General features: G+C 44.6%; 25 protein-coding genes, 1 other RNA gene and 1 pseudogene. 26 read left to right on the forward strand and 1 reads right to left on the reverse strand.

The window, feature by feature from the left end; genetic code table 11:
• The first annotated feature begins 190 nt into the window (after positions 1-190).
• From rsgA to rnpB, 26 genes and pseudogenes are all read left to right on the forward strand, one after another.
• Entirely contained in the window at positions 191-1,252 is a 1,062-nt protein-coding gene (gene rsgA, locus GK047_RS04070) for a ribosome small subunit-dependent GTPase A (protein ID WP_163941510.1), read from the forward strand.
• A gap of 95 nt (positions 1,253-1,347) precedes the next feature.
• Positions 1,348-1,644: pseudogene (locus tag GK047_RS04075) on the forward strand (hypothetical protein).
• A gap of 158 nt (positions 1,645-1,802) precedes the next feature.
• A complete protein-coding gene (locus tag GK047_RS04080; protein WP_163941512.1) occupies positions 1,803-2,153 on the forward strand; it encodes a histidine triad nucleotide-binding protein in 351 nt (116 codons plus the stop codon).
• A gap of 112 nt (positions 2,154-2,265) precedes the next feature.
• Positions 2,266-2,439: a 30S ribosomal protein S21 gene (gene rpsU / locus GK047_RS04085; protein WP_029195880.1), complete on the forward strand. Its 174-nt coding sequence runs from the start codon at positions 2,266-2,268 to the stop codon at positions 2,437-2,439.
• Between the two features lie 8 nt (positions 2,440-2,447).
• A complete protein-coding gene (locus tag GK047_RS04090) occupies positions 2,448-2,891 on the forward strand; it encodes a GatB/YqeY domain-containing protein (RefSeq protein WP_163941514.1) in 444 nt (147 codons plus the stop codon).
• Between the two features lie 142 nt (positions 2,892-3,033).
• A complete protein-coding gene (locus GK047_RS04095; RefSeq protein WP_163941516.1) occupies positions 3,034-3,693 on the forward strand; it encodes an NfeD family protein in 660 nt (219 codons plus the stop codon).
• Positions 3,694-3,749: 56 nt separating this feature from the next.
• A complete protein-coding gene (floA, locus tag GK047_RS04100) occupies positions 3,750-4,739 on the forward strand; it encodes a flotillin-like protein FloA (protein ID WP_205516259.1) in 990 nt (329 codons plus the stop codon).
• 54 nt (positions 4,740-4,793) lie between these two features.
• A complete protein-coding gene (locus GK047_RS04105) occupies positions 4,794-5,258 on the forward strand; it encodes a hypothetical protein (protein WP_163941518.1) in 465 nt (154 codons plus the stop codon).
• A 193-nt stretch (positions 5,259-5,451) separates the two neighbouring features.
• On the forward strand, positions 5,452-5,730 hold the full coding sequence (yqfC, locus tag GK047_RS04110; RefSeq protein WP_163941520.1) for a sporulation protein YqfC: 279 nt from the start codon (positions 5,452-5,454) through the stop codon (positions 5,728-5,730).
• 78 nt (positions 5,731-5,808) lie between these two features.
• On the forward strand, positions 5,809-7,002 hold the full coding sequence (gene yqfD, locus GK047_RS04115) for a sporulation protein YqfD (protein ID WP_163941522.1): 1,194 nt from the start codon (positions 5,809-5,811) through the stop codon (positions 7,000-7,002).
• A gap of 6 nt (positions 7,003-7,008) precedes the next feature.
• Complete coding sequence (locus GK047_RS04120) at positions 7,009-7,974, forward strand: PhoH family protein (RefSeq protein ID WP_163941524.1); 966 nt, start codon at positions 7,009-7,011, stop codon at positions 7,972-7,974.
• A gap of 39 nt (positions 7,975-8,013) precedes the next feature.
• Positions 8,014-10,242, forward strand: a complete 2,229-nt coding sequence (locus GK047_RS04125) for an HD family phosphohydrolase (protein ID WP_163943628.1) — start codon at positions 8,014-8,016, stop codon at positions 10,240-10,242.
• A gap of 82 nt (positions 10,243-10,324) precedes the next feature.
• A complete protein-coding gene (ybeY, locus tag GK047_RS04130; RefSeq protein ID WP_163941527.1) occupies positions 10,325-10,855 on the forward strand; it encodes an rRNA maturation RNase YbeY in 531 nt (176 codons plus the stop codon).
• On the forward strand, positions 10,855-11,559 hold the full coding sequence (locus tag GK047_RS04135) for a diacylglycerol kinase (RefSeq protein WP_163941530.1): 705 nt from the start codon (positions 10,855-10,857) through the stop codon (positions 11,557-11,559). The genes ybeY and GK047_RS04135 overlap by 1 nt, the downstream gene beginning before the upstream one ends.
• Positions 11,541-12,008: a cytidine deaminase gene (gene cdd, locus GK047_RS04140; protein WP_481855924.1), complete on the forward strand. Its 468-nt coding sequence runs from the start codon at positions 11,541-11,543 to the stop codon at positions 12,006-12,008. The genes GK047_RS04135 and cdd overlap by 19 nt, the downstream gene beginning before the upstream one ends.
• Entirely contained in the window at positions 12,005-12,904 is a 900-nt protein-coding gene (era, locus tag GK047_RS04145; RefSeq protein WP_163941535.1) for a GTPase Era, read from the forward strand. Before cdd ends, era begins: the two co-directional genes overlap by 4 nt.
• 103 nt (positions 12,905-13,007) lie before the next feature.
• Positions 13,008-13,160: a YqzL family protein gene (locus GK047_RS04150; RefSeq protein WP_163941538.1), complete on the forward strand. Its 153-nt coding sequence runs from the start codon at positions 13,008-13,010 to the stop codon at positions 13,158-13,160.
• Positions 13,161-13,198: 38 nt separating this feature from the next.
• A complete protein-coding gene (gene recO / locus GK047_RS04155; RefSeq protein WP_163941541.1) occupies positions 13,199-13,948 on the forward strand; it encodes a DNA repair protein RecO in 750 nt (249 codons plus the stop codon).
• A 179-nt stretch (positions 13,949-14,127) separates the two neighbouring features.
• Positions 14,128-14,946, forward strand: a complete 819-nt coding sequence (locus GK047_RS04160; protein WP_163941544.1) for a pyruvate, water dikinase regulatory protein — start codon at positions 14,128-14,130, stop codon at positions 14,944-14,946.
• A gap of 88 nt (positions 14,947-15,034) precedes the next feature.
• Positions 15,035-15,502, forward strand: coding sequence for a YaiI/YqxD family protein (locus GK047_RS04165; RefSeq protein ID WP_163941566.1), 468 nt, complete (start codon positions 15,035-15,037; stop codon positions 15,500-15,502).
• A gap of 49 nt (positions 15,503-15,551) precedes the next feature.
• Positions 15,552-17,399: a DNA primase gene (gene dnaG / locus GK047_RS04170; RefSeq protein WP_163941569.1), complete on the forward strand. Its 1,848-nt coding sequence runs from the start codon at positions 15,552-15,554 to the stop codon at positions 17,397-17,399.
• Between the two features lie 37 nt (positions 17,400-17,436).
• Entirely contained in the window at positions 17,437-18,549 is a 1,113-nt protein-coding gene (gene rpoD / locus GK047_RS04175) for an RNA polymerase sigma factor RpoD (RefSeq protein ID WP_163941573.1), read from the forward strand.
• A 121-nt stretch (positions 18,550-18,670) separates the two neighbouring features.
• On the forward strand, positions 18,671-19,501 hold the full coding sequence (locus tag GK047_RS04180) for a hypothetical protein (RefSeq protein ID WP_163941577.1): 831 nt from the start codon (positions 18,671-18,673) through the stop codon (positions 19,499-19,501).
• A gap of 3 nt (positions 19,502-19,504) precedes the next feature.
• Positions 19,505-20,269: a tRNA (adenine(22)-N(1))-methyltransferase gene (locus GK047_RS04185; RefSeq protein WP_163941580.1), complete on the forward strand. Its 765-nt coding sequence runs from the start codon at positions 19,505-19,507 to the stop codon at positions 20,267-20,269.
• Positions 20,245-21,354, forward strand: coding sequence for a Nif3-like dinuclear metal center hexameric protein (locus GK047_RS04190; RefSeq protein ID WP_163941595.1), 1,110 nt, complete (start codon positions 20,245-20,247; stop codon positions 21,352-21,354). The genes GK047_RS04185 and GK047_RS04190 overlap by 25 nt, the downstream gene beginning before the upstream one ends.
• Positions 21,355-21,407: 53 nt before the next feature.
• Positions 21,408-21,835, forward strand: an RNA gene (gene rnpB, locus GK047_RS04195) — RNase P RNA component class A.
• Positions 21,836-22,042: 207 nt separating this feature from the next.
• Here rnpB and GK047_RS04200 read toward each other — a convergent pair.
• Entirely contained in the window at positions 22,043-23,962 is a 1,920-nt protein-coding gene (locus GK047_RS04200) for a S8 family peptidase (protein WP_163941598.1), read from the reverse strand.
• Positions 23,963-24,135 lie beyond the last annotated feature (173 nt).

Genomic DNA, 24,135 nt, shown 5'->3' on the forward strand with positions numbered 1-24,135 from the left:
ACCCCGTTTCAACCATCAATTTACTTCTATTATATGCCTTATTAGACTAACAGTCTACAAAAGAATTGACCCATTCTCACCCTGTATTTAACTTGGGAAAAAATGATTTACAACCATTGTTTACCGTGTGCTCCTTCTCGCTGCGGACTATACTTTGAAGTAGAAACACGTGAGAGGATGAAATTGAAGATTGAATCTGACTGATTTGGGATGGAATCCCTATTTTGAAAAAGCTTTTGAACCCTACAAACAAGAAGGATACCAGGCTGGACGCGTTTGTTTGGAGCACAAGCATATGTACCGTGTTCTGACAGAAACGGGGGAAGCGTTAGCAGAAATATCAGGTAAGATGCGTCATAATGCTTTGCGACGTGAGGACTATCCGGCAGTAGGGGATTGGGTTGTGCTTTCTCTCAGAGCCGAGGAACAAAAGGCTACTATTCATGCCGTACTCCCGCGTCAGAGTAAGTTTTCCCGCAAAGTTGCGGGTCAAGTCACGGAAGAACAAATTGTAGCTACGAACGTAAATACCGTGTTTTTGCTAACTGCTCTGAACTTGGATTTTAATGTGCGACGCATCGAGCGCTATCTCGTGCTGGCGTGGGAAAGCGGCGCAAATCCTGTTATCGTGCTGAGTAAAGCGGATTTATGCGACGATTCAGCGGAAAAAGCAGCTGAAGTTGAAGCCGTAGCTTTTGGCGTGCCCATTCATATTATTAGCTCAGCGGAGAATCGCGGACTCACCGAGCTTGCTCCATATGTTACAAATGGGCAAACCGTAGCACTTCTTGGTTCATCAGGCGTAGGAAAGTCCACGTTGATCAATCGGATTTACGGGGAGGAAATCTTGGAAACCGGCGATATACGGTATGGAGATGATAAAGGTAAGCATACTACTACTCATCGTGAACTCCTTGTACTCCCAGGGGGCGGGATATTCATTGATACTCCGGGCATGCGGGAGCTTCAATTATGGGAGGCATCCGATGGGTTGAAATCCTCTTTTCAAGATATCGAAGAGCTGGGAGCGAGCTGTTTTTTTCAGGATTGCAAGCATGAGAACGAACCGAATTGCGCGGTTAAGCTTGCTCTTGCCGAAGGCCATCTGGAACAAGAACGATTTCTAAGCTATTTGAAGCTTCAAAAAGAACTGGCTTACTTGGCGCGAAAAGAAGATAAGGCGCTGCAATCCGCAGAAAAAGAGAAATTTAAAAAAATGCGCCAAGCCTTTAAAAATCAACACAACGGTTAAACGAAGAAGCATTGAAAGCAGTGAGATAAGCCCATTTCTCCTGCTCCGTGTAGACTTTTGCCTATAGCAGAATATGCTGTGGGTAAAAGTTATGAATAAGAAAGAAGCACATTGCCTTGTGCAGAAATCACATGTACCGCTAAGTGAGTGTCACGGTGGTTGACGGAACGCTGTACGATGGTATTGTTGAACATGTAGACGAAGATCACTTATACTTGGCGGTTCCAACAGGGGGAATGGACCAAGAGCAAACGAGAGCCTTCCAACCGTATCCATATCCATATCCGTTCTATGGTCCTTTTCCGGGCTATGGCATACCTAGACGCCGGTTTGCCAGGCAAGTACTTCCACTTGCTGCTTTGCTTGCTTTGTCGCTGCTGCCATATTATTAAAATAGATAAGACAGGCAGGAGAACATCATTAGCCAAGCGTGATGTTTCTTTTTTTGCAATTATTCCATGAACATGTGGCTTGAGGATTGGATTTTTTCTTATCTTTCCGATAAAATTAAGATAGCCAGGATTTCATGAAAGCAGAGGAGAAGCATGCGATGAGCGATTGCATTTTTTGTAAAATAGTTGAGGGAGAGCTTCCTTCGAAAAAGGTTTATGAAGATAATGAAGTCGTAGCTTTTTATGATATTGAGCCCGCGGCTCCAATTCATGTGCTGATTATCCCTAAGAAGCACTTTGCTTCACTAAATGAAGCGACTGATGAAGATTGGGCTGTGATTGGACAAGTTCAAAAGGCCGCCCAGCAAATCGCACAAGAATTGGGTGTCGCTGAATCTGGATACCGCGTAGTGACCAACTGTGGAGCTAATGCTGGACAGATCGTGCATCATCTGCATTATCATTTTCTAGCTGGAGCTAAATTGGCCCCATTAGGTGTAGCTAATTAAACTATTTCGTAACAAGGTGAGATTCAGATTGACACTCTAAATACTATAACCTATAATGAGAGTTGATGAACCGCTTTGTCTTAGATGGTCTGTTCGGAGGGAGGGAAAACTGTTGTCAGAAACTCGAGTTCGTAAGAACGAAACTATAGATGCTGCACTTCGTCGCTTTAAGCGTTCCATCGCTAAGGATGGCATTCTAGCAGAGGTTAAAAAACGCAAACATTATGACAAGCCCAGCGTTAAGCGTAAGCTTAAATCTGAGGCTGCTCGGAAGAGAAAGTTCTAGGAGGCAACATGAGCTTAAGCGATCGATTGAACGAAGATATGAAGCAAGCGATGAAGAGTCAGGACAAGTTCAAACTCTCTGTAATCCGTATGGTTCGTTCTACAATTAAGAATTCAGAGATAGATCTGAAGAGAGCCTTAGATGACAATGAAGTGCTTGACGTTCTAACTCGTGAGATCAAGCAGCGTAGGGACTCCCTCCAAGAATTTGCAAAAGCGGGCAGAGATGATCTGGCCGATAACCTTAAGGCGGAACTTGTTATTTTAGCTGAGTACATGCCGCAACAGCTTTCTGAGGAAGAAGTTAAAGTCATTGTACAGCAGACCATACAACAAGTTGGTGCTTCTTCCAAAGCGGATATGGGCAAAGTGATGACTGCATTAATGCCACAGGTAAAAGGGCGCGCTGATGGTAAAATTATCAATCAGTTGGTCCAACAATTGTTAGGTTAAATCAAAATATGTTATGAAGAGACCAGGTGGATGAAAATCCCCTGGTTTTTTATTTATTTAGAAAAGGACGAAACAGTTTGTGTTATCAAACGTACATAATTAATGAAAAGCAAAGCGAAGAGGAATTCAGGGAAGGGAGTGAATGAGTATGCTTGTGGACAATTTATCTGCCTTTCTGACTCATCCGGTTACAGCGACTGTGCTTTTGGTTGTAGGGATTGTAGGGATTGCGTTAGAGTTGCTTTTTTTCAGCAGCGGATTGTTGGCAGCCGCGGGGATTGCCGGCTTCGCATTCTATTTTTTAGGGTTTTATTTAGCGGGCTTCGCGGGATTTGGGGATTTGGCGGTATTTGGTATCGGCATTGTACTCTTAATCTTGGAACTCATTGTTCCTAGCTTCGGTATTCTTGGCGTGTTGGGAGCGATTTGCCTTTTCGGTGGGGTATTAATGGCCTCCTCTGATCCCAAGGAAGCGGCAATCATGCTAGGTGTGGCGCTATTGATTGCGATTATCACTGTCGCTTTTGCCATAAAGTATTTTAAACATCGGGGAGTTTGGAATCGTTTTATTTTAAGAGAGCAGTTAACAACAGACAAGGGTTTTACGTCTAGTCCCGATCGTTCGTATCTACTGGGTTTGATAGGCGAAGCGATAACCCCTCTGCGACCTGCAGGGACAGCGCTTATAGGTGGAGAACGAGTTGATGTCGTTACAAACGGGGGCTTTATACCCAGTGGAAAGGAAGTCGTGGTTACGGAAATTGAGGGGAACCGTGTCGTGGTTAAAGAAAAAAATGATTAATTAAGTAACTCATGGATTCATGAAGATATCATGGGAAAATCGAAGGAGGATATTAAATGACGATAGAACCTAGCTTATATTTTTTATTTCTTGCAGCCGTTATTGTAATTGCACTTGCTATTTTGTTGAGCGTGGTGCCGGTGATGCTGTGGATTTCCGCGCTCGCATCTGGCGTGCGTATCAGTATTATTACCTTAATTGCTATGAGGCTCCGCCGCGTGACGCCAAGTCGAATTGTAAACCCGATGATTAAAGCGACCAAAGCGGGGATCGATTTAAGTGTAAACCAGTTGGAAAGTCATTTTCTAGCGGGAGGTAATGTAGATCGGGTTGTCAATGCACTGATCGCAGCCCATCGCGCTAAGATCCATTTAGAGTTTGAACGTGCAGCGGCTATTGACCTCGCAGGACGCGACGTGCTGCTGGCTGTACAAATGAGCGTTAATCCGCGTGTCATTGAAACGCCGAATGTATCGGCGGTTGCGAAAAACGGTATTGAAGTAAAAGTTATTGCGCGGGTCACGGTTCGCGCTAATATCGACCGCCTCGTTGGAGGCGCGGGCGAAGAGACGATTATTGCCCGTGTAGGCGAAGGGATTGTAACAACAGTTGGTTCCAGCGATTCTCACAAGGATGTGTTGGAGAATCCTGATTTAATTTCGCGCACTGTTTTAGGCAAAGGTCTGGATGCAGGCACTGCTTTTGAAATTTTGTCGATTGATATTGCCGACGTGGATGTAGGTAAAAACATTGGCGCTCACTTACAAACGGAACAAGCCGAGGCTGACAAACGTATTGCCCAAGCAAAAGCTGAGGAGCGGCGTGCAATGGCTGTAGCTGCCGAGCAAGAGATGAAAGCTAAGGTTGTTGAAATGCGCGCTAAAGTTGTTGAATCCGAATCACAGGTGCCGCTTGCAATGGCGGAAGCGCTTCGTAATGGTCAACTTGGGGTTATGGATTATATGAATCTAAAGAACATTGAATCAGATACGCAAATGCGTTCTACGCTTGGTAAAATTAATGACGGCAAGAGCGATAAGGAATAAATGCTAGGTTTCATTTCCTAGGTCAGGTTTCAAAATCGCTAAGGAGGTGCTCTGGTGGAACACCTGATTGAATTTGTACTCAAGCATTGGTACCTAGCTATCATTGTGGTGACTTTCTTATATCAAATCAAAACGAAATGGTCAGATGCTAAAAAGGGGAATTCGAAAGCTCAAGGAATGCCCTCTTTTGGAGGGAGTTCTAACGGCCCTGGAAAGGCTTCAGAAGCTCGTCAGACAGTCAAACAGCCATATGCCTCTATGAAGCAGGGGAAGAGCCGAGAAGATGGATACATGCGGCCTGGAGCAGAGCCGGCAATGACGACGGTGCTTCCGGAAAAAAAGGAATCTCTTTTTGGGTCAGCTTCTCCGTTGGCTTCCGTTAGTGCTGCCATGGGCTCGGATACGCAGCACAATTCCATTGCGTTGCCTGAACACCCTACAACTCAGCAAATCTTGCAAGGCGTGGTGTGGTCAGAAATTCTCGGCCCTCCGAGATCTAAAAAGCCTTTCCGCAGGTAAACCCTATGTATAGCCTAAGTCCTTCTCTGCCTTGGAGAAGGACTTTTTTTGTTTGCCATTAGGCAAATCTTCTCGGGCGCTCAACTCGGGGATGTTTTTCACATAAAACACGGCTCTTCCGCATAATTTGGTAAAAAGTCTATGCGCGAACCTGCTACCAGGATCATCTAGTTAGAGGGGGTATTGCCCAGCTATGCGTCGCTTGACCCGCAAATGGAACCAGTTCACGGCCAAAATCCTCGATCTCCCCCAGGATGTGGTACAGGACTTGCCGCGCATCACGATGATCGGCAACGTACAGCTTTACGTGGAGAATCACAGAGGCGTCCTGCATTTTTCTAGTGAAATTTTAAAGCTTGAATTAACAAGAGGCACGCTTGAAGTTTACGGGAAGCAGTTGGTTATTCGCGCAATTTTATCAGAGGAAGTTTTTATTGAAGGCTTGATCGACAATGTAAAGTATATTCCATAAATCAGATGCTTGTTTAAAAGCATCCATGTCAATGTTATGAAGCCAGTTTTCTTGGCGAAACGTTAAGGAGGCTTTGTCATGAAGCAATCGATTTTCATAGCCCGACTGCGAGGTTATGTGCGCGTACAACTGCGTGGAAAGGGTTGCGAGAACATCATTAATCCAATGTTAGAGAGCGGGTTCTCCATTTGGGATATTGAACCTAATGGAGATGATAAGCTAGAGATGCACATCCTAATCAAAGATTTTTTTCGGCTGCGGCCGTTATTGAAAAGGACAGGCTTCAGGATGCATGTCCTGCATCGGCACGGGCTTCCCTTTTTTATGGGCAGGCTAGGCAGACGAAAACTTTTTCTTGGTGGGATTGCTGCCTTCGTTATTGCACTGTATGTGTTAACATCTCTGGTTTGGCAAGTAAGTGTCGAGGGGAATGAGCGCATATCGACTGTAGACATTTTGCAAGCTGCCTCCAAGCAGGGGATCCATACGTTCCAATGGAAATTCAAGCTTAAAAAAACGGAGGAGCTCTCTCGCGAAATTCAAGGGATGCTGCCGAATGCGGCATGGGTTGGCGTCGAAATACGTGGAACGCATGTAACCATTAAAGTTGTGGAGGCGACGGTGCCTGATAAAGGGCCGCTGATGAATCCGAGAAATCTGGTTGCCTCTAAAAGTGCGATTGTTACGGAAATCTTATCTGTAAAGGGAAGGCCGATGGTAAAACCAAACACCTATGTTCGCAAAGGGGACGTGCTGATCTCGGGGACAATTGGAGATGAGCAGAACAATCAAGTTGTCGTAGCTCGCGGAAAGGTAAAGGGGATTGTTTGGTACACGTCCCACATCGAGGTTCCCTTGACGAGAACATATAAAGTCTACACGGGAGAAACTTCAAATCGTAATTACCTCGTGTTTGGGACAAGGGCTTTACAAGTTAGCGGCTTCGGGAAACAGAAGTACGAGCAGTTTGAAACGATTCCTGAGCGCAAATCTTTGCAGTGGCGTTCTTTTGCACTTCCGATTGGCTGGCTTCACGAAAAGATCATGGAAGTGAATAACATCGAGGAGCCTGTTGAAGCGATAGACGCTAAAAAGGGAGGTTTAGAGCAAGCGAGAAGTGAATTATTGACTTTAGCGGGCCCAGAATCTCGTGTTGCTGGTGAAAAAATTTTGCATGAGAAAACAGAGAATGGTAAAGTTTATATGGAAGTGCATTTTGAAGTGGAAGAAAATATTGCAGAAGAGCAACCTATTGTGACAAGAGGAGAATGAGGCCTGTTGATAGAAAACGCACAATCTGTTAAATTATCACTGAAAAATCCGGCTGAAGGACTAGCATTATTCGGTCCGCAGGACAAATTCTTGCATCTGATCGAGCGTGAGATTGAGGCGCAAATCTTTACTCGCGAAGAGGAAATAACGATACAAGGCGCTGCTGCGGAAGTGAACTCACTTCAGCAGCTTTTTGAGGTTCTTCTTCAACTTATTCGCAATAATTATACGCTGTCGGAAAGAGATGTCTTGTATGCAGTTGAGCTTGCTAAGCAAATGAAAGCGGATCAACTGCTAGATCTATTCAAAGGCGAGATTACAACAACGCATCGCGGTAAACCGATTCGGGTCAAAACGATGGGACAGCGTCAGTATGTGGCGACGATCAAAAAGAAAGATATTGTGTTCGGAATTGGTCCTGCGGGTACGGGTAAAACGTATTTAGCTGTTGTACTTGCCGTAACGAGGCTTAAAGAAGGAGCCGTCAAGCGAATTGTTCTGACGCGACCTGCTGTTGAGGCTGGGGAAAGTCTTGGCTTCTTGCCCGGGGACCTTCAGGAAAAAGTTGACCCTTATTTGCGGCCATTGTATGATGCTCTTAATGATGTGCTAGGTCCTGACCAAGTGGCCAAGTCGTTGGAAAGAGGATTGATCGAGATCGCTCCGCTTGCTTATATGCGAGGCAGAACCTTGGACGACTCTTTTATTATTTTGGATGAAGCGCAAAATACAACGCCTGAGCAAATGAAAATGTTCTTGACCCGCCTTGGATTCGGTTCCAAGATGGTCATTACTGGAGATGTTACTCAGATTGATTTACCACGAGGCAAATCATCTGGACTGGTAGAAGCAAACCGCATCCTTCAAAATATTGAGGAAATTGGCTTTATTCATTTTGATGAGCAGGATGTTGTTCGTCATTCCCTTGTACAGAAGATTATTATGGCCTATAACGATGAAAAGGATAAGTGAATAAGCTCGCTTGATTCTTAGAGAGGAATGACCTCCGTGATGAAGAATGAAGTGCAAATCAAAGGCAAATTTCATTACAGGCTGATCGGATGGAAATACAGCAATTGGTTGCGGTTGCTGTTGTTTCTCTTGCTCGCGCTCATTTTTTATATGTCGCTATATGCCAAGCTAGTCCCACAAGTTTATGATATTCAGCTAGGCGCGACTAGCGAGAAGACGATCTATGCACCCAGACAAATCGAGAATGCTGTCGCCACCGAACAGGCCAAAGAAGATGCAGCTAAACGTGTTCAACCTGTCTATCGGGTTGTCAATTTAAAAAATGATGCCCTTATTGATGCTATTTATGATAAGTTATTGCAGATTAACGTGGATGAAGACGTTAAATTTGATGACAAGGTAAGTATTTACCGTAGAGTTATTCCGCAGTTGATTACCGACTTGGAAAACCAGTCGGTCAAAACATTGCGGACCAGCGGTCAATACAATGATTCTTTGCTCGAACAAATCCAACAAGGGCTTGCAGAGCAGCAGTATCAGCTGCCAGAGGAAATTTATTTCAAGCTTCCTCGCTTGACCAAGGAAGATTTAGCAGCGATGCTCCCGGTCACCAAGGATATTGTGTCAAAGCTGATGAATGATCAGATTCTTGATGCGCAGACGGCTCGGGCCAAAGTAGCAGAGCTTGTGAATACTTCGAACCTGACGAAAAATACGACAAGGGAACTTGTGACTGAAATTGTAAGATCCGTCATCACACCAAACAAATTTTTTGATCAAAAAGGCACGGACGATGCAAAAGGACAAGCGCGAGAAAACGCCAAGCCTGTCTATATTAATAAAAATGATGTGCTGGTGAATGTTGGCGACAAGATAACCGAAGAAATATATGCAAGACTAGATAAACTTGAACTGCTAAAGGATAAAGCGAATCATCTTCCTCAGCTTGGATTAGCGATTTTAGCTTCATTATTCTCATTTGTTATTTACATGTTTGTCAGGCAGAGTTCACTGCCAATTGCCTATAATAATTCACAGTTTGTTATGCTCATTCTTATTTTTTTGATCAATATTGCTGGTATGAAAATTATATCTTTAGGTCAGAACCTGGATTATCCATTTATCGGCTATTTGGCTCCTACAGCGCTAGGCAGTATCCTAATCGCCATTTTGCTAGATGCTTCAATGGCCTTCATTTCATCGGTTTTATTTGCCTTAATGGCAAGTATAATATTTAATACGGAGCATGTATTGCTCTTTGATTTCCGATATGGTTTAGTAAGTTTGGTCATTTGCTTCAGTGCTGTATTTACGATTCAACGTGCGAGTCAACGCGCTACGATTCTGAAGGCTGGACTCATGATCTCTTTCTTCTCAATGCTGACAATCACCTCGATGATGCTCTTGGAGGATCACTTCTCTCAGAAGGAAGCGATCATGTCACTCTCCTTTGCGGCAGCAGGGGGGCTGTTAACGGTTGTATTCGTCATCGGGCTACTGCCCTTCTTCGAAGTCGCCTTTGGTATTCTTTCTCCATTGAAGCTGGTGGAACTCTCAAATCCGAATCATCCGCTGCTTCGCAAGCTGCTTACGGAGACGCCAGGCACTTATCACCATAGTGTGATGGTCGGCAACCTGTCTGAGGCTGCGGCAGAATCGATCGGTGCTGATGGTTTGCTTTGTCGGGTTGGGTCCTATTATCATGATATTGGCAAAACGAAACGTCCGAGTTATTTTATCGAAAATCAGACAAATATTGAGAATCCGCATGATCGAATTGATCCGAATTTGAGCAAATCGATTATTATTGCACACCCTCGGGATGGTGTCGAAATGCTGAAAGATTTCAAAATGCCAAAGCCGATTCGCGATATTGCGGAGCAGCATCATGGCACAACGCTTTTGCACTATTTTTATCATAAGGCCGTTAAACATGCTGAAGATGAGGGTAGTGAAAAAACGTTTCGCGAGGAGGATTTCCGTTACCCAGGCCCCAAAGCGCAGTCAAAAGAAGCGGCCATCGTAGGTATTGCGGATAGTGTAGAAGCGGCAGTACGTTCTCTGCGCAATCCGACACTAGAACAAATTGACTCTATGGTTCACAAAATTATTAAATCTCGACTGGATGATGGTCAATTTAATGAATGCGATCTGACGTTAAAAGAGTTGGATACGATAGCCAAAACCTTAAATGAAACGCTTTTGGGTATATTCCACTCCAGGATTGAATATCCGAGTGAATTGACTGCAAAAAAAACGGGTGCCTAGTTAAAGCAAGCTATGAAATTTTTTTGAAAAAACAACTTTGTATGCCAGTTTTCTGGCGACAAACCCTTAGGAGGCTGCCTCGATGGCAAGTGTAGATTTAACGCTCGAATGGAGCAGTGAGCAAGAAGTGAGGGAGATTACTACTGAGTTTGCTACTAAACTTGAGGAGTTGCTTCGTCTTGCCGGTGAGCTTGAGGGCGTTACGGCAGGAGAGGTTGCACTTACTTTTGTTGATGATGAGGCCATTCACGAGCTCAACAAGCAGTACCGCGGTATGGATAAACCGACGGATGTTCTTTCTTTTGCTATGAGTGAATTTGGAGAAGATGAAATTCAAATCAATTATGAAGACGAAGAAGAAGCAGACATTGAGGAAGGTGAGGGTTCCGTATCGGAATCTTTCATTGAGCCACTAGGCGATATTATTATCTCAGTGCCGCGTGCAATTGCTCAAGCGGAAGATTATGGACATTCGGTTGAGCGTGAGCTCGGATTTCTATTTGTTCACGGCTTTCTGCACTTGATTGGCTATGACCATCAAAGCGAGGAAGAAGAGAAAATCATGTTCACTAAGCAGGAGGACATTTTGCAGAAGGCAGGTCTGATCCGCTAATGGCAGACGGCTTCCGTAAATGGCGCAGGAGCTTCCGGTACGCATATGAAGGAATCAAATATGCGCTCGATACGCAGCGCAATATGAAATTTCATTTTAGCGTTGCTTTTCTTGTTTTGTTGGCAGCCTTGTTTTTTAAGTTAGCCAAAACGGACATCCTGTTTATTTTGTTAGCCGTTACGTTAATGATTGTCACGGAGCTTATTAATACAGCAGTGGAAAAAGCTGTTGATCTGGCAATGCCAGATCAACATCCCCTTGCGAAAATTGCAAAGGACGTCGCCGCGGCGTCCGTCTTGGTGTCCGCTGGATTTGCCGTCATCGTCGGGATGATTGTGTTTTATGAGCCTATTGATCATTGGTTCCGTGCGTCGAAGCAGCAAGAAGCACCAATGTCGGCTGGCACGATATGGGTGTTGATCGCACTGGTGGTATTCACGGTCATCGTCATTGAGACGCGATTCTCAGATAAAGGGAAGCTTGTTCGACCAAGCTTGCTTGTTGCAATCGCATTTTCGGTTGCTACAGTCATCGCCATATTCGTTGATTTGACTATTGTAGCCCTGCTTGCTTATACCTTATCAGCACTTATTTTTATGATCTTATATGATAAAAAGACGAGGCGTTTCCCTGCTTTGCTGCTGGGAGCAATAATTGGAACTGTGGTGACAATCATTGCTTTTGTTTGCTTACATCTTTTGTAGAGCGATTAAATTTTGAAGGGACGATGTCCATGAATCCGCAAGAACTTATTCAACAAGCTACAGAGGCTATGAAAAGAGCCTATGTGCCTTATTCTAATTTTCAGGTAGGCGCCGCTTTGCTCGACGCTAACGGTCATGTCCATTTTGGATGTAATGTCGAAAATGCTGCTTATGGCCCTACGAATTGCGCGGAACGAACAGCGCTCTTTCGGGCAATCGCTGACGGGAATAAAGCGGGCTCCTTTCAAGCCATTGCCGTAATGGGCGATACAGAAGGACCAATTTCACCTTGTGGCGTTTGCAGACAAGTGCTTGTAGAATTGTGTAAGCCGGATATGCCGGTTTATTTAGGGAATCTTAAAGGCGCCTTCGTTCAGACGACAGTCGCTGACTTATTACCAGGTGCTTTCACAACGAAAGATTTGCATTCAATGGAGGAAAAGAAGTGACTAAAAAAGATTTTAAATCTGGCTTTGTAGCCATCATCGGACGTCCAAATGTAGGGAAATCTACATTGATGAATCAGATTATAGGACAGAAGATTGCCATCATGTCAGACAAGCCGCAAACAACAAGAAATAAAATTCACGGTGTATATACTTCGGAAAATGGACAAATTGTATTTCTTGATACACCAGGTATACATAAACCCACATCTAAGCTAGGCGACTATATGAGCAAGGTTGCTTACAGCACGCTTGGCGAGGTTGATGCAATCTTATTTCTCGTTGATGTCGCGGAAGGATTAGGTGGCGGCGATCGCTACATTATCGAACAGCTCAAGCGCTTGGAGACACCGGTTATTCTCGTCTTAAACAAAATGGATAGAATCAAACCAGAAGAATTGCTCCCGATTATTGTAAGCTATAAAGATCTTTACAATTTCGCAGAAATCATTCCGATCTCCGCGTTGAAGGGGAAGAACGTAACAACCTTGCTAGAGCAAATTGTTCGTTATTTGCCAACAGGGCCGCAATATTATCCTGCAGATCAAATCACCGATCATCCGGAACAATTTGTTTGCGCGGAGCTCGTTCGCGAAAAAATTCTTCACCTGACACGTGATGAAATTCCGCATTCTATTGCTGTACAAATCGAGGATATGAAGGTTGAAGCTAATGGTGTTGTTCATATATCAGCTGTTATCTTCGTTGAGAGGGATTCGCAGAAAGGGATCATTATCGGTAAGCAAGGTAATTTGCTTAAAGAGATTGGCAGACAAGCCCGCAAAGATATCGAAGCCCTGCTTGGCTCTAAAACTTTCCTTGAACTATGGGTTAAAGTGAAAAAAGATTGGCGCAATCAAGATAGGGTCTTGCGTGATTTAGGTTTCCGTCACGAATAATCGTTTCGGATACCTTTAAGAAAGTACCAGTTATTGCAAGGCATAGAGAAGCTTCCTCCGTACCATCCTATAGATATCATGATCGATGGGGAGGATGCTGCACATGAAAGACTTTTCGTGGAAGTATTTTTCAATGACCGGTGATGTGGATGCGTATTTGCTATATAAACATGTTGCTGTAGAGCCTGGGATGGATACAGATATACAGCAAGAGGATCAAAGTAATGAAGAGCCGTTCGAAGGACTGGATACCTAATCTATTAGGTATAGAGTGGCGATCATGGGGGATGTAAATTGCTGCGCAGCGTACAAGGAATCGTGCTTCGTAGTATGGACTACGGAGAGGGGAACAAGATTATAAGCCTATTCACCCCCGAGCTTGGCAAAGTCAGTGTAATGGCTCGGGGAGCCAAAAAAGTAAAGAGCAGACACGCCGCCGTTACGCAGCTTTTCACGTACGGCGACTTTGTGTTTTTTAAACAGAGCGGTCAAATGGGCTCATTGAATGGGGCTGAAATTATTTCGGCCCACCACGCGTTGCGAGAAGATTTGCATATGTCAGCTTACGCTTCATATTTAGTCGAAATGACAGATAAAATGCTGGGTGATGAAGAGGGTAGCACGTATCTGTTTGAACAAGTAAAAGCAGGACTATCCGCGATTGAAGAAGGCAAAGATATGCAGATAGTCATTCATCTCTATGAAATGAAAATGTTTGACTTAGCTGGATACATGCCGGTCACTGATGTATGTGTATCATGTGGAGCGAATACATCGCTAACAAGCTTCAGTCCGAATATGGGCGGAATATTATGTGCGCGTTGTGGCTATAAGGATACTACCGCCATCTCAATCGGCGAAGGGGCCTTAAAGCTGTTGAGATTATTCCCTAAAATGGATATGCGAAGACTTGGAGCCATACAAGTCAAAGATGAGACGAAAATTCAGTTGAAACAATGCATGCGCGCTTATATGGATGTCCACATAGGCGTCCAGTGGAAGGCAAGAGGGTTTATTGAACAAATGGAAAAATACAACATTTAGCGCCAAGGTAAGCAGTTTGACATGTGGATTACACTCTGATATGATTTCTTGGAAAACGTCTCGCCCTTGTGCTGTCAGCATATCGGGTGAGTTTTTTTATGCTTTCGTTCTGTTCTTGCCAAGCTTACATACTATTGACTAGTGTAGGGCCCCATCCCTATTGAAAGGAGAGCAGGGATATGTTGGACCAATCATTACCAACTCGCGTATATGTCGTTTCTGACTCCGTTGGAGAAACCGGTGAGTCAGTCGTCCGTGCCGCGGCCATGCAATTTTACCCTGCGCCCGTGGAGATCGTTCGCGCCCCATTTATTCATAATTACGAGGGCATTGATAGGGTATTAAATGCGATCCGTATTCATGGAGGCATTGTCGTTTTTACTTTAGTCGTCTCTGAACTCCGCGATGATTTAATTCGAAAAGCAAAGGAATATAATATTCCTTACATTGATTTGCTCGGACCCATAGTTTCCACATTAGGCCAAGCGCTTCAGCAGGAGCCTCGCAGACAGCCAGGGATGATTCATCCGCTAGATGAAGATTATTTCAAAAAAGTCGAAGCTGTTGAATTTGCAGTTAAATATGATGACGGTCGAGATTTCAGTGGTATTCAAAAAGCGGATATTATTCTGCTAGGCGTTTCACGCACTTCCAAAACTCCGCTATCCATGTACTTGGCTCACAAGCGCTTTAAAGTAGCCAATGTTCCGTTAGTTCCCGAAATGCAGCCGCCTTCTGCCATCTATTCAGTGCCGAAAGAAAAAATAATCGGACTTCGAATTGACCCAGATAAACTCAATGTTATTCGTCAAGAACGTCTGCGAACATTAGGTCTTGCGGAAAATGCAACCTATGCAAATGTAGAACGTATAAAATTAGAACTGGCTTTTGCTGATAAAATTATGAGTAAAATCGGGTGTGTCATTTTTGACGTCTCCAATCGTGCGGTTGAAGAAACAGCCAGCTTGATCATGGATCATATTGAGCGAATGGACTAAGGTTTTATCTTCTTATTAGCAGGATTTTTTGCAAGTTCATCGTATATAATATTATAGTGACATTTCGACAGAGCATCGGAGGCTTAGAATGAGGCGTGCGAGAAGTATTATCGTAGATGCCGATGCTTGTCCCGTGAAATCCGAAATTGAGCAGGTTGGGAAGCGATTTGGTGTGCAGGTTGTACTTGTTGCCTCCTTTGATCACCGGATGAAGCAAAATCTTGACGTCAAAGTTGTTCAGGTGGATCGGTCTGATCAATCTGTCGATTTATATATCGCTAATCATATTCATCACGGCGATATACTCGTGACGCAGGATTTCGGTCTTGCCGCTCTCGGACTGGCTAAAGGGTGCATCTGCTTGACCAACCGCGGCCAGGAGTACACGGACAGCACCATTGATTTCCTTTTGGAACGCAGGCATGTATCTGCCAAATTACGCAGAGGCGGGAAGCACACAAAGGGACCAAGGCCCTTCACGGAAGCGGATCGCGAACAATTTCTACAAGGTTTGACAAAACTTTTATCTCAGTTGCAGGAAATTGAAAATGAGTAGCGAATAGTAATAAGTCGGAAAAGCGACCTGAATTGTAGGTGGTACGAACATGAGGTACGGACGCATACCTGAAGAGGTCATTGAGGCTGTCCTCACACGTCATGACATCGTTGATGTGATTGGCAGGCATGTACATTTGAGTAAACAAGGGCACTATATGAAAGGACTATGTCCTTTTCATTCAGAAAAGAGTCCATCTTTTACCGTAACACCAGAGAAGCAAATTTATCGTTGTTTTGGCTGCGGAGCTGGCGGTAATTTAATTCGGTTTTTGATGGAAATTGAAGGTCTCAGTTTTTCAGAAGCCGTGACCAAGTTGGCTGAAGATGGCGACATTCCAATCACTTGGGAAGAAACAACGGAGGAGCAAAGTGAGCAGCAGGTAGAGAAAGCCAATTTACTGAAAGCTTATGATTTTGCTGCGAAGTTGTATCATTATATATTAGGCAATACAGAGCAAGGAAAAGTAGCTAAAGGCTATTTAGTTTCTCGAGGAATTTCGGATAAGCTGATTGACACTTTTCAAATCGGTTACGCGCCTGCCATGTGGGACACACTTGTACAGCAGTTGGAAAAACGAGGTTTCTCGTTGCCGCTGATGGAAAAGGGAGGACTCATATCTGCTAAACACGAAGGTAACGGTTACGTGGATAAATTTCGGGAACGTATTATTTTTCCGATTTGTGACGGGACTGGTAAAGTTATCGCGTTCGGCGGAAGATCGATGGGCGATGCTCAGCCCAAATACTTAAATAGTCCTGAATCTATTCTCTTCAATAAGAGTAGGACGATGTACAATCTTCATCAGGCCAGGCCTCATATGCGAAAGCTTCAGCAAGCTGTTCTTTTCGAAGGCTATGTGGATGTAATTAAGGCTTGGGAAGCCGGGGTTAGCAACGGCGTTGCTACCATGGGAACTGCCTTAACCAAAGAGCATTCGGCTTTATTGAACCGCAACGCGGAAAAAGTCGTCGTATGTTACGACGGAGACAACGCAGGGCAAACTGCTGCATACAAAAGTATTCCGATGCTAGAAGAATCTGGATGCCAGGTTACTGTTGCAATGCTCCCTGATGGTAAGGATCCGGATGATTATGTAAGTACCTATGGTTTTGACCGATTTGTGCGGGAGATCATTGAACCTGCCGTGCCATCGATGAAATATAAACTTTTATATGTTCGTAAAAATTTTAAGCTGCATGAGGATGGTGACCGACTTCGTTATCTGCAAACTGCAGTTAAAATGATTTCCGATCTTCATTCAACCATGGAACGTGATTATTATTTGAAACAGCTCGCCTCAGAATTTCCAGATTCGTCTTACGAGACGATGAAGTTGGATCTTCACGAAATCCTGCTGCAATCGGAAAAAAACCGACCAGAGGGGGATAAGAAACCGATTCTGTGGAATAATGTTATGAATAATGGGAGAACAGCGGAGCGAACACGCACAAAAAAAACACCGCTATTACCCGCCTATCACAATGCGGAACGGCTACTTCTAGCCATCATGATGCATGATCGCGAGATTTGTATGCAAGTGGAATCGCAATTAGGCGATGAATTCAATGTTGAAGCTCACGCAGTTTTAGCTGCTTATTTATATGCTTACTTCGCTCAGAATTCTGAGCCCGATGCAAGCCGCTACATTGCCATGCTGCAGGATGAGCAGCTTGAGAGCTTGGCCAGTTCCATCATTATGATGGGAGCAGGTCACGGAGTAAATGAACAAGTGATTGACGACTATATTCGCCAAATCCGCAAAGTTCCAATGCAAGAAGAGATTGAGCGTAAGAAAGAAGAGAGTGTCCGGGCCCAGCGCGCGGGTGACCATCTAAAAGCTGCACAAATTGCAATTGAGATTATTGCCCTAGAAAAAAGATTGAAGTCAACTTAGAATTTACTGCATGACTAGGGAGGAGGGAGTCCGTACTATGGCGAATGATCAGCGTACAGAATTAGAGACAGAATTAACCCTGGACCAGGTGAAAGACCAACTTATTGAGCAGGGGAAGAAGCGATCCTCACTAACTTACAAAGATATTATGGAGAAATTGGCTCCCTTCGATCAGGATCCGGAACAAATCGACGAGTTTTTCGAGCAGCTCTCTGAGCATGGCATCGATGTAGGTAACGAGTCTGATGATTCGATGAATCCTGACGAACAAGAACGGGATGAATTCAATTTTGATGATGATTTGGCATTGCCGCCGGGCATTAAGATTAACGATCCTGTTCGGATGTATCTGAAGGAAATTGGTCGTGTACCTCTTCTTTCGGCAGAAGATGAGGTTGATTTGGCCAAACGAATTGAAAATGGTGATGAAGAGGCCAAAAGACGCTTAGCAGAAGCAAACCTTAGACTCGTAGTCAGCATTGCCAAACGTTATGTTGGTCGAGGCATGTTGTTCTTAGATTTGATTCAAGAAGGTAACATGGGGCTTATTAAAGCTGTTGAAAAGTTCGACCATACAAAGGGTTACAAGTTCAGTACGTATGCGACATGGTGGATTCGTCAAGCTATCACGCGTGCAATCGCCGACCAAGCGAGAACAATTCGTATTCCTGTACATATGGTCGAAACGATTAACAAACTGATTCGGGTTTCCCGCCAATTGCTTCAGGAACTAGGACGCGAACCGACGCCTGAAGAAATTGCTAAAGAGATGGATCTGAGCACAGATAAAGTTCGCGAAATCATGAAGATTGCACAAGAGCCTGTATCGCTCGAAACACCTATCGGTGAAGAAGACGATTCCCATTTGGGTGATTTTATTGAGGATCAAGAAGCATTAGCGCCTGCTGATGCAGCAGCTTATGAGCTTCTGAAAGAGCAGCTTGAGGATGTTCTAGATACATTGACTGAAAGAGAAGAGAACGTGCTTCGATTGCGTTTTGGCCTGGATGATGGTCGTACACGCACGCTTGAAGAGGTGGGTAAAGTGTTTGGCGTTACTCGAGAGCGGATTCGTCAAATTGAGGCTAAAGCGCTTCGCAAGTTAAGACACCCGAGCCGAAGCAAACGTTTAAAAGATTTCTTGGAATAAAACGCTGTGAGAAGGCCCTGCCCGTTTGCGGTGGGGTTTTTTTGTATATATCTTTATAAAAATTACTGCTAATACGTTCAGTGCATTTCACCGATAAAGTAGCTAGGAAGGTGAGCGAATAATGGATGCCGAGAAAAGAAAAATAATTGTAAAAGAAATCGAGCATTGGCGTAGGAGCAGGTTGTTGCCTGAACATTATTGTGATTTTCTAATGAATCTATATTTGGATGAAGGAATCGAAAAACAGCAATCGTTGATGGGTGTGTCTGCATCAGCTTTGGCAAACAGTAATTGGAAGATATGGATGGTTGTTATAGCAGTCATAGCCGCTGCAGCCTTATCTGTTCTTAATTTTAACTCTTTTGGAATGCCAATGCAAATTGGGATTTCCACTCTTTTTGTCGTAATTTGTTATGTTTTTGGATACAGGCAAAAAAGTAAATCGCCTCTTGCAAGTTATTTGCTTTATGGTCTTGCTTCAATCTCCTTGCTTTTTATCGGTCTTTATTTATTAGACATGTATGAGATAAGTTCAGCATCTGCATTTGTTGGATATGTGGCTTTTTGTAGTGTAGTCTGGCTAATTAATGGACTTGCTGGACGAATGGGAATCTTCCAATTTTGTGGATGGATCGGTTTGATCGGCACCTATGGTTGGCTGCTTCTGCGTAAGTTAGATAATCCGGGATGGTTCGCGCTTGAAATTAGCTGGATTCCGGTTAGTATAGTACTTATATGGATTGCTTGGTTGGTGCATCATACGAATAAGCAAGCAGCTGGCGTGCTATTGCTGGTTGGCGGACTTGTTTGGTTTGCTCCCGAGGCGTTAACGTTCCTCGTTGATGTTGACATAAGTTCGCGTGTAATTCAGCTATCGTTTACAGGTAAGCTGGTTTCTGCGGGCATCGCGTTGTTTTTGTTACGTAAAAAATGGGTAGAGTGGGTAATGTAACGTATGGTGAAACTATCAAAAAGACTACAAATGATTGCTGACAGAGTTCCAAAAGGGGCCAGGCTTGCCGATATCGGCTCAGATCACGCGCTGCTTCCCACCTATTTGGCGAAGAATGGTGCGATTTCGTATGCCGTTGCGGGTGAAGTGAATCCTGGACCATTTGAAGCAGCGATCCGTCAAGTTCTTGAGAGTGGCTTGTCAAAAGTAATTCATGTAAGATCAGGCGATGGCTTAGCCGTGATTGAGCCTGAGGAAGTAAACGTCATTACTATTGCGGGTATGGGCGGAAGCTTGATGGCAAGTATATTGGATGCGGGGAAAGCTAAGCTGCAAGGAGTTACTAAACTCATTCTACAGCCTAATGTTGGCGAAGATCAGGTGCGGCGTTGGTTGGATGCACACGGTTGGTTATTGGAATCAGAAGCAATCCTGGAGGAAGATGGAAAAATATATGAAATATTGACGGCTGTCACTGTTATCAATGACACGGCAAAGCAAATGCAGGCTATTTATCAGGAACGCCGTTTGTCAGGACATAAAATCGTTGATAAAGAACGTCTTTTGCAAATGGGTCCATTTTTGATGACGGAAGCTTCTCAGGTGTGGTTTCGAAAATGGGCAAATGAGTTGGAAAAGCTTGCGATGATAGAGGGGCAATTGTCGCGCTCTTCGGCGGAAGCTTCGAAATTAAAAGCGGAACAAATCGCTTATGAAATACGTGAAATTAAGGAGGTGCTGGCTTGCTCGCAAAAGGTCAAACTGTAGTTCAATTGTTTGAACAGCTTGCACCCAAGCATTATGCGATGCCTGATGATAAAATTGGGTTACAACTGGGCTCCTTGCAAAAGGAAATTAAAAAAGTGCTTGTTGCTCTTGATGTCACTGATGAAGTTGTAGAAGAAGCGATACGCTTAGAAGCGAATCTAATTATAGCGCATCATGCGATTATTTTCCGCCCGCTTGCGCATCTACAAACCGATACACCAGCTGGTCGCTTGTATGAGAAATTAATTAAACACGATATTGCTGTCTACATAGCACATACGAATCTCGATGTTGCCGAAGGCGGCATTAATGATATGATGGCGGATGCGCTCGGTCTGACTGACCTTACGCACCTGGAGGATGTACATACGGAAAAACTTCAGAAGTTGGTTGTTTTTGTCCCTGAGAGCCACCACCAGCAGGTGCTGGATGCCCTTTTCACCGCGGGAGCGGGGTGGATCGGGGAGTACAGCCACTGCAGCTTTAACATGCCTGGAACGGGAACATTCCTACCGCAGGAAGGGACGCGCCCGTATATCGGGGAAGTAGGCAAACTTGAACGCGTGCAGGAAGTACGTGTGGAGACAATCGTAACAGCCAGTGTACAGCGCAAGGCTGTCCAGGCAATGCTCAAGGCCCACCCCTATGAAGAGGTGGCCTATGACCTCTACCCGATGGATCTCAAGGGTAGAGTGTTTGGCCTTGGCCGTGCGGGCAAATTACGCACCGCCGCGACGCTCCGCGAGCTGACAGAACTCGCGAAGAAGGCATTCGACCTTCCGGCGGTGCGCGTTGTCGGTGACCTTGATCGGCCCATTCGTAAAGTGGCCGTGCTGGGGGGCTCTGGCGGTCGCTACATGCGGCACGCTATGTTTGCCGGCGCCGATGTCCTTGTCACTGGCGATATCGACTACCACACCGCACACGATGCACTCGCGGCGGGAATTGCTCTTCTTGACGTTGGACATAATGTCGAGAAGATTATGAAGCGTGGCGTGGCTGATTATCTTGCTGCGGCGCTAGTGAAGACGGATACGCAGGTGGTGGCGTCTGCGGTTAATACCGAACCTTTTCAATTTATGTAGGAATTGAGAGTTGTAATTCGAGGGCATTCCTTGTATACTAGCAAATGCGCCGGAAAGTTTGACAGACAATCGCTGGTGTGGTTTCCCACACGAGAGGAAAGTCCGGGCTCCATAAGGCAGGGTGCTGGATAACGTCCAGTCAACGCGAGTTGAAGGATAGGGCCACAGAAATGGACCGCCGATGGCGTTTCCTAAGCGTAAGCTTAAGAAGCGCACAGGCAAGGGTGGAACCGTGGTGTAAGAGACCACGAGGTTCTATGGTGACATAGATCCTGGTAAACCCCACTTGGAGCAAGACCTAGAGGAACGCAAGCCGCTCTCGAAGCGGCAGTCTTCGCCTGAGACGCGTTCGGGTTGGTCGCTTGAGCTGTGCAGCAATGTATGGCCTAGATAGATGATTGTCGCTTCAATGGTGGCAGGGGAGCAGACGCCCGTTACGACCACTGGAAGCACAGAACCCGGCTTACGGCAAACTTTCCATACTGTCGGTTACCCGCAAGGCTTATGCCTTGCGGGTATTTACTTTTTTGCGTACTCTGGATGAATCGATATCTTTGATGCAAGAACTGGTTACTTAATCCCCGATGAATACCCGACCGAATGCTCTATTCTTAATATGATTCATTAGCATCTAAAAACGCCACCCCCAGAGGGATGGCGTTTTATTGTTTGTTTAAACATTTACTTGCTACTTCATGTATTTTTGGACAATACGATCTAGTAACCGAGAGGTGTTCTGTGGCCAGTAAGAAATGGAACTTTTGGCTTGCTGAGCGCTCTCCACTGCTTTTACAACATCAATCAAGCCGAAGCCAAAATATTTGTCTCGTCCAGGTGAGCCAAGATCCTGAGCCGATTGTCTGATGATCTCATAAACCTCTGTATTCTTAAGCGACGGATTCGTCGAACGGATCAAAGCCGCTAAGGCGGTCACATGGGGGCTTGCCATTGAGGTGCCGGATAACGCTGCGTACTGGTTGTTAGGATACGTGCTTGCGATGCTGACACCAGGTGCAGCGACATCGATGTAATCTCCAAAGTTGGAGAAAGGCGCTTTCTTATTATCTGCATCGGTTGCCGCTACTGCAAATACTTCTGAGTACGCGGCTGGATAGCCGGGTCTTTCCGTATTATCGTTACCGCTTGCCGCAATAATGGCCACATCCTTGTCGAAGGCATATTTAATGGCATCGTGCAAAAATCCAGAATCGGCGTAATTACCTAGGCTCAGATTCATCACCTTAGCGCCATGATCAGCTGCCCATATAATACCTTGGGCAACTGAATAGGTACTTCCTGCCCCAGTTTGATCCAATACTTTAACAGGGAGTACTTTATTGTACCAGGTCATTCCTGCGACACCCAGATTATTGTTGACGAGTGCAGCAATTACCCCGGCGACGTGTGTGCCATGTCCAACATCATCTACTGGTGAATCGTTGCCGCTAATGACATTGTAACCCGAGAGCAGTTGGCCCTGTAAATCAGGATGCTGTAAATCAACACCGGTATCAACAACAGCAACAACAACGTCTTTGGCACCGCGATTGACTTGCCAACCTTGAACGGTTTCAATCAACGGTAGATTCCATTGGTACTTGCTATATAGATTATCATTTGGGGTGAAATTCTGGCTAATTGTGGCGGTATTGGGATTTGTAGCATGGTTAGCATCTCTATTAGAATTATAATAACTTGAAGTATTGGTGTTCGCATCATCATCATAATTGTTTGTTAAATATAAGAAATGGGGCTCTACATAGGCTACATTTAGCTTGTTAAAATAACCCATTAACTCTTTAGCATCCAAGTTCTCTGTACGAAATACATACGTGTAGCCTAGTTTTTGAACGGAGGTAGCTCTTATGTCTGTTTTCATTTTTGTGAGCTCAGCTTCGGTGGGATCTTGCTTAAAGCGCACAACAACTTCATTTTGGTGATAATGGCTTGTTCCTTGATTATCTTCGGGATGATCAACAACTTTGTTCTTCAACGTATCCGTGTCCACGGATTCCACCTTCCAACGATTTTCGTTGGGGTAGGGTTCAAGACGCAAATTTTTGCTCTGATGATCTGCAACTTGAAATAAGATGTCTTGATGAATGACTCCAATCAGAGAACCATCTGCTTTGTTAGATGGAACACCCAGAACAAAATAAACATATTTGCCTTCACCGAACTTTGGAGATTGGTAATGCTGTCCGTTTTGAACAGCGGTTTTGGCTTCTTTCATATACGTATTCGCTTGATCCTTAGATGGGGCTTGAATATCGCCGGTTTTTATTCCTTGATCCAGGGATTGATTGTTTTTAGACCAAATCAGGATGTCCATTTTTTCATGTCCAGCTTTCATTTGCCGCAGTACGGTATCTGGTTGTTCCCCAGCCTCAATTTGACTAATCATTTTAGTGAAATCGAGCGAGCATTGCGTTCGACATAAATCATCCGTTAATTTTACATCCTGATTCAGTAGCATTTTTTTGCTGGCAGTTTCATCATTTACACTGTAAACCTCGGGTCCGGGTTTGGTATGGTGGTTTGGTCGTTCTGCCAGTAGAAAAATGCCTAATCCAAATACTAGAATGAAAGAACATACATAACGCCACATGAATAGGCCTCCTCGAGTTTTCTGCCAAAAACGTACACTGAAAGCGGAAAAATACCTTCCTAACGGGAAACACTTCTCATGAAGTAGGGTTAGGAGCGAAGGTTTGTTTTATGCATCATAACTAGAGTTTTACATATACCTTTTCATGCTTTTTTATGGTAGGATAGGAATAG

Source organism: Paenibacillus sp. SYP-B3998 (assembly GCF_010820665.1).
Lineage (GTDB): Bacteria > Bacillota > Bacilli > Paenibacillales > NBRC-103111 > Paenibacillus_E.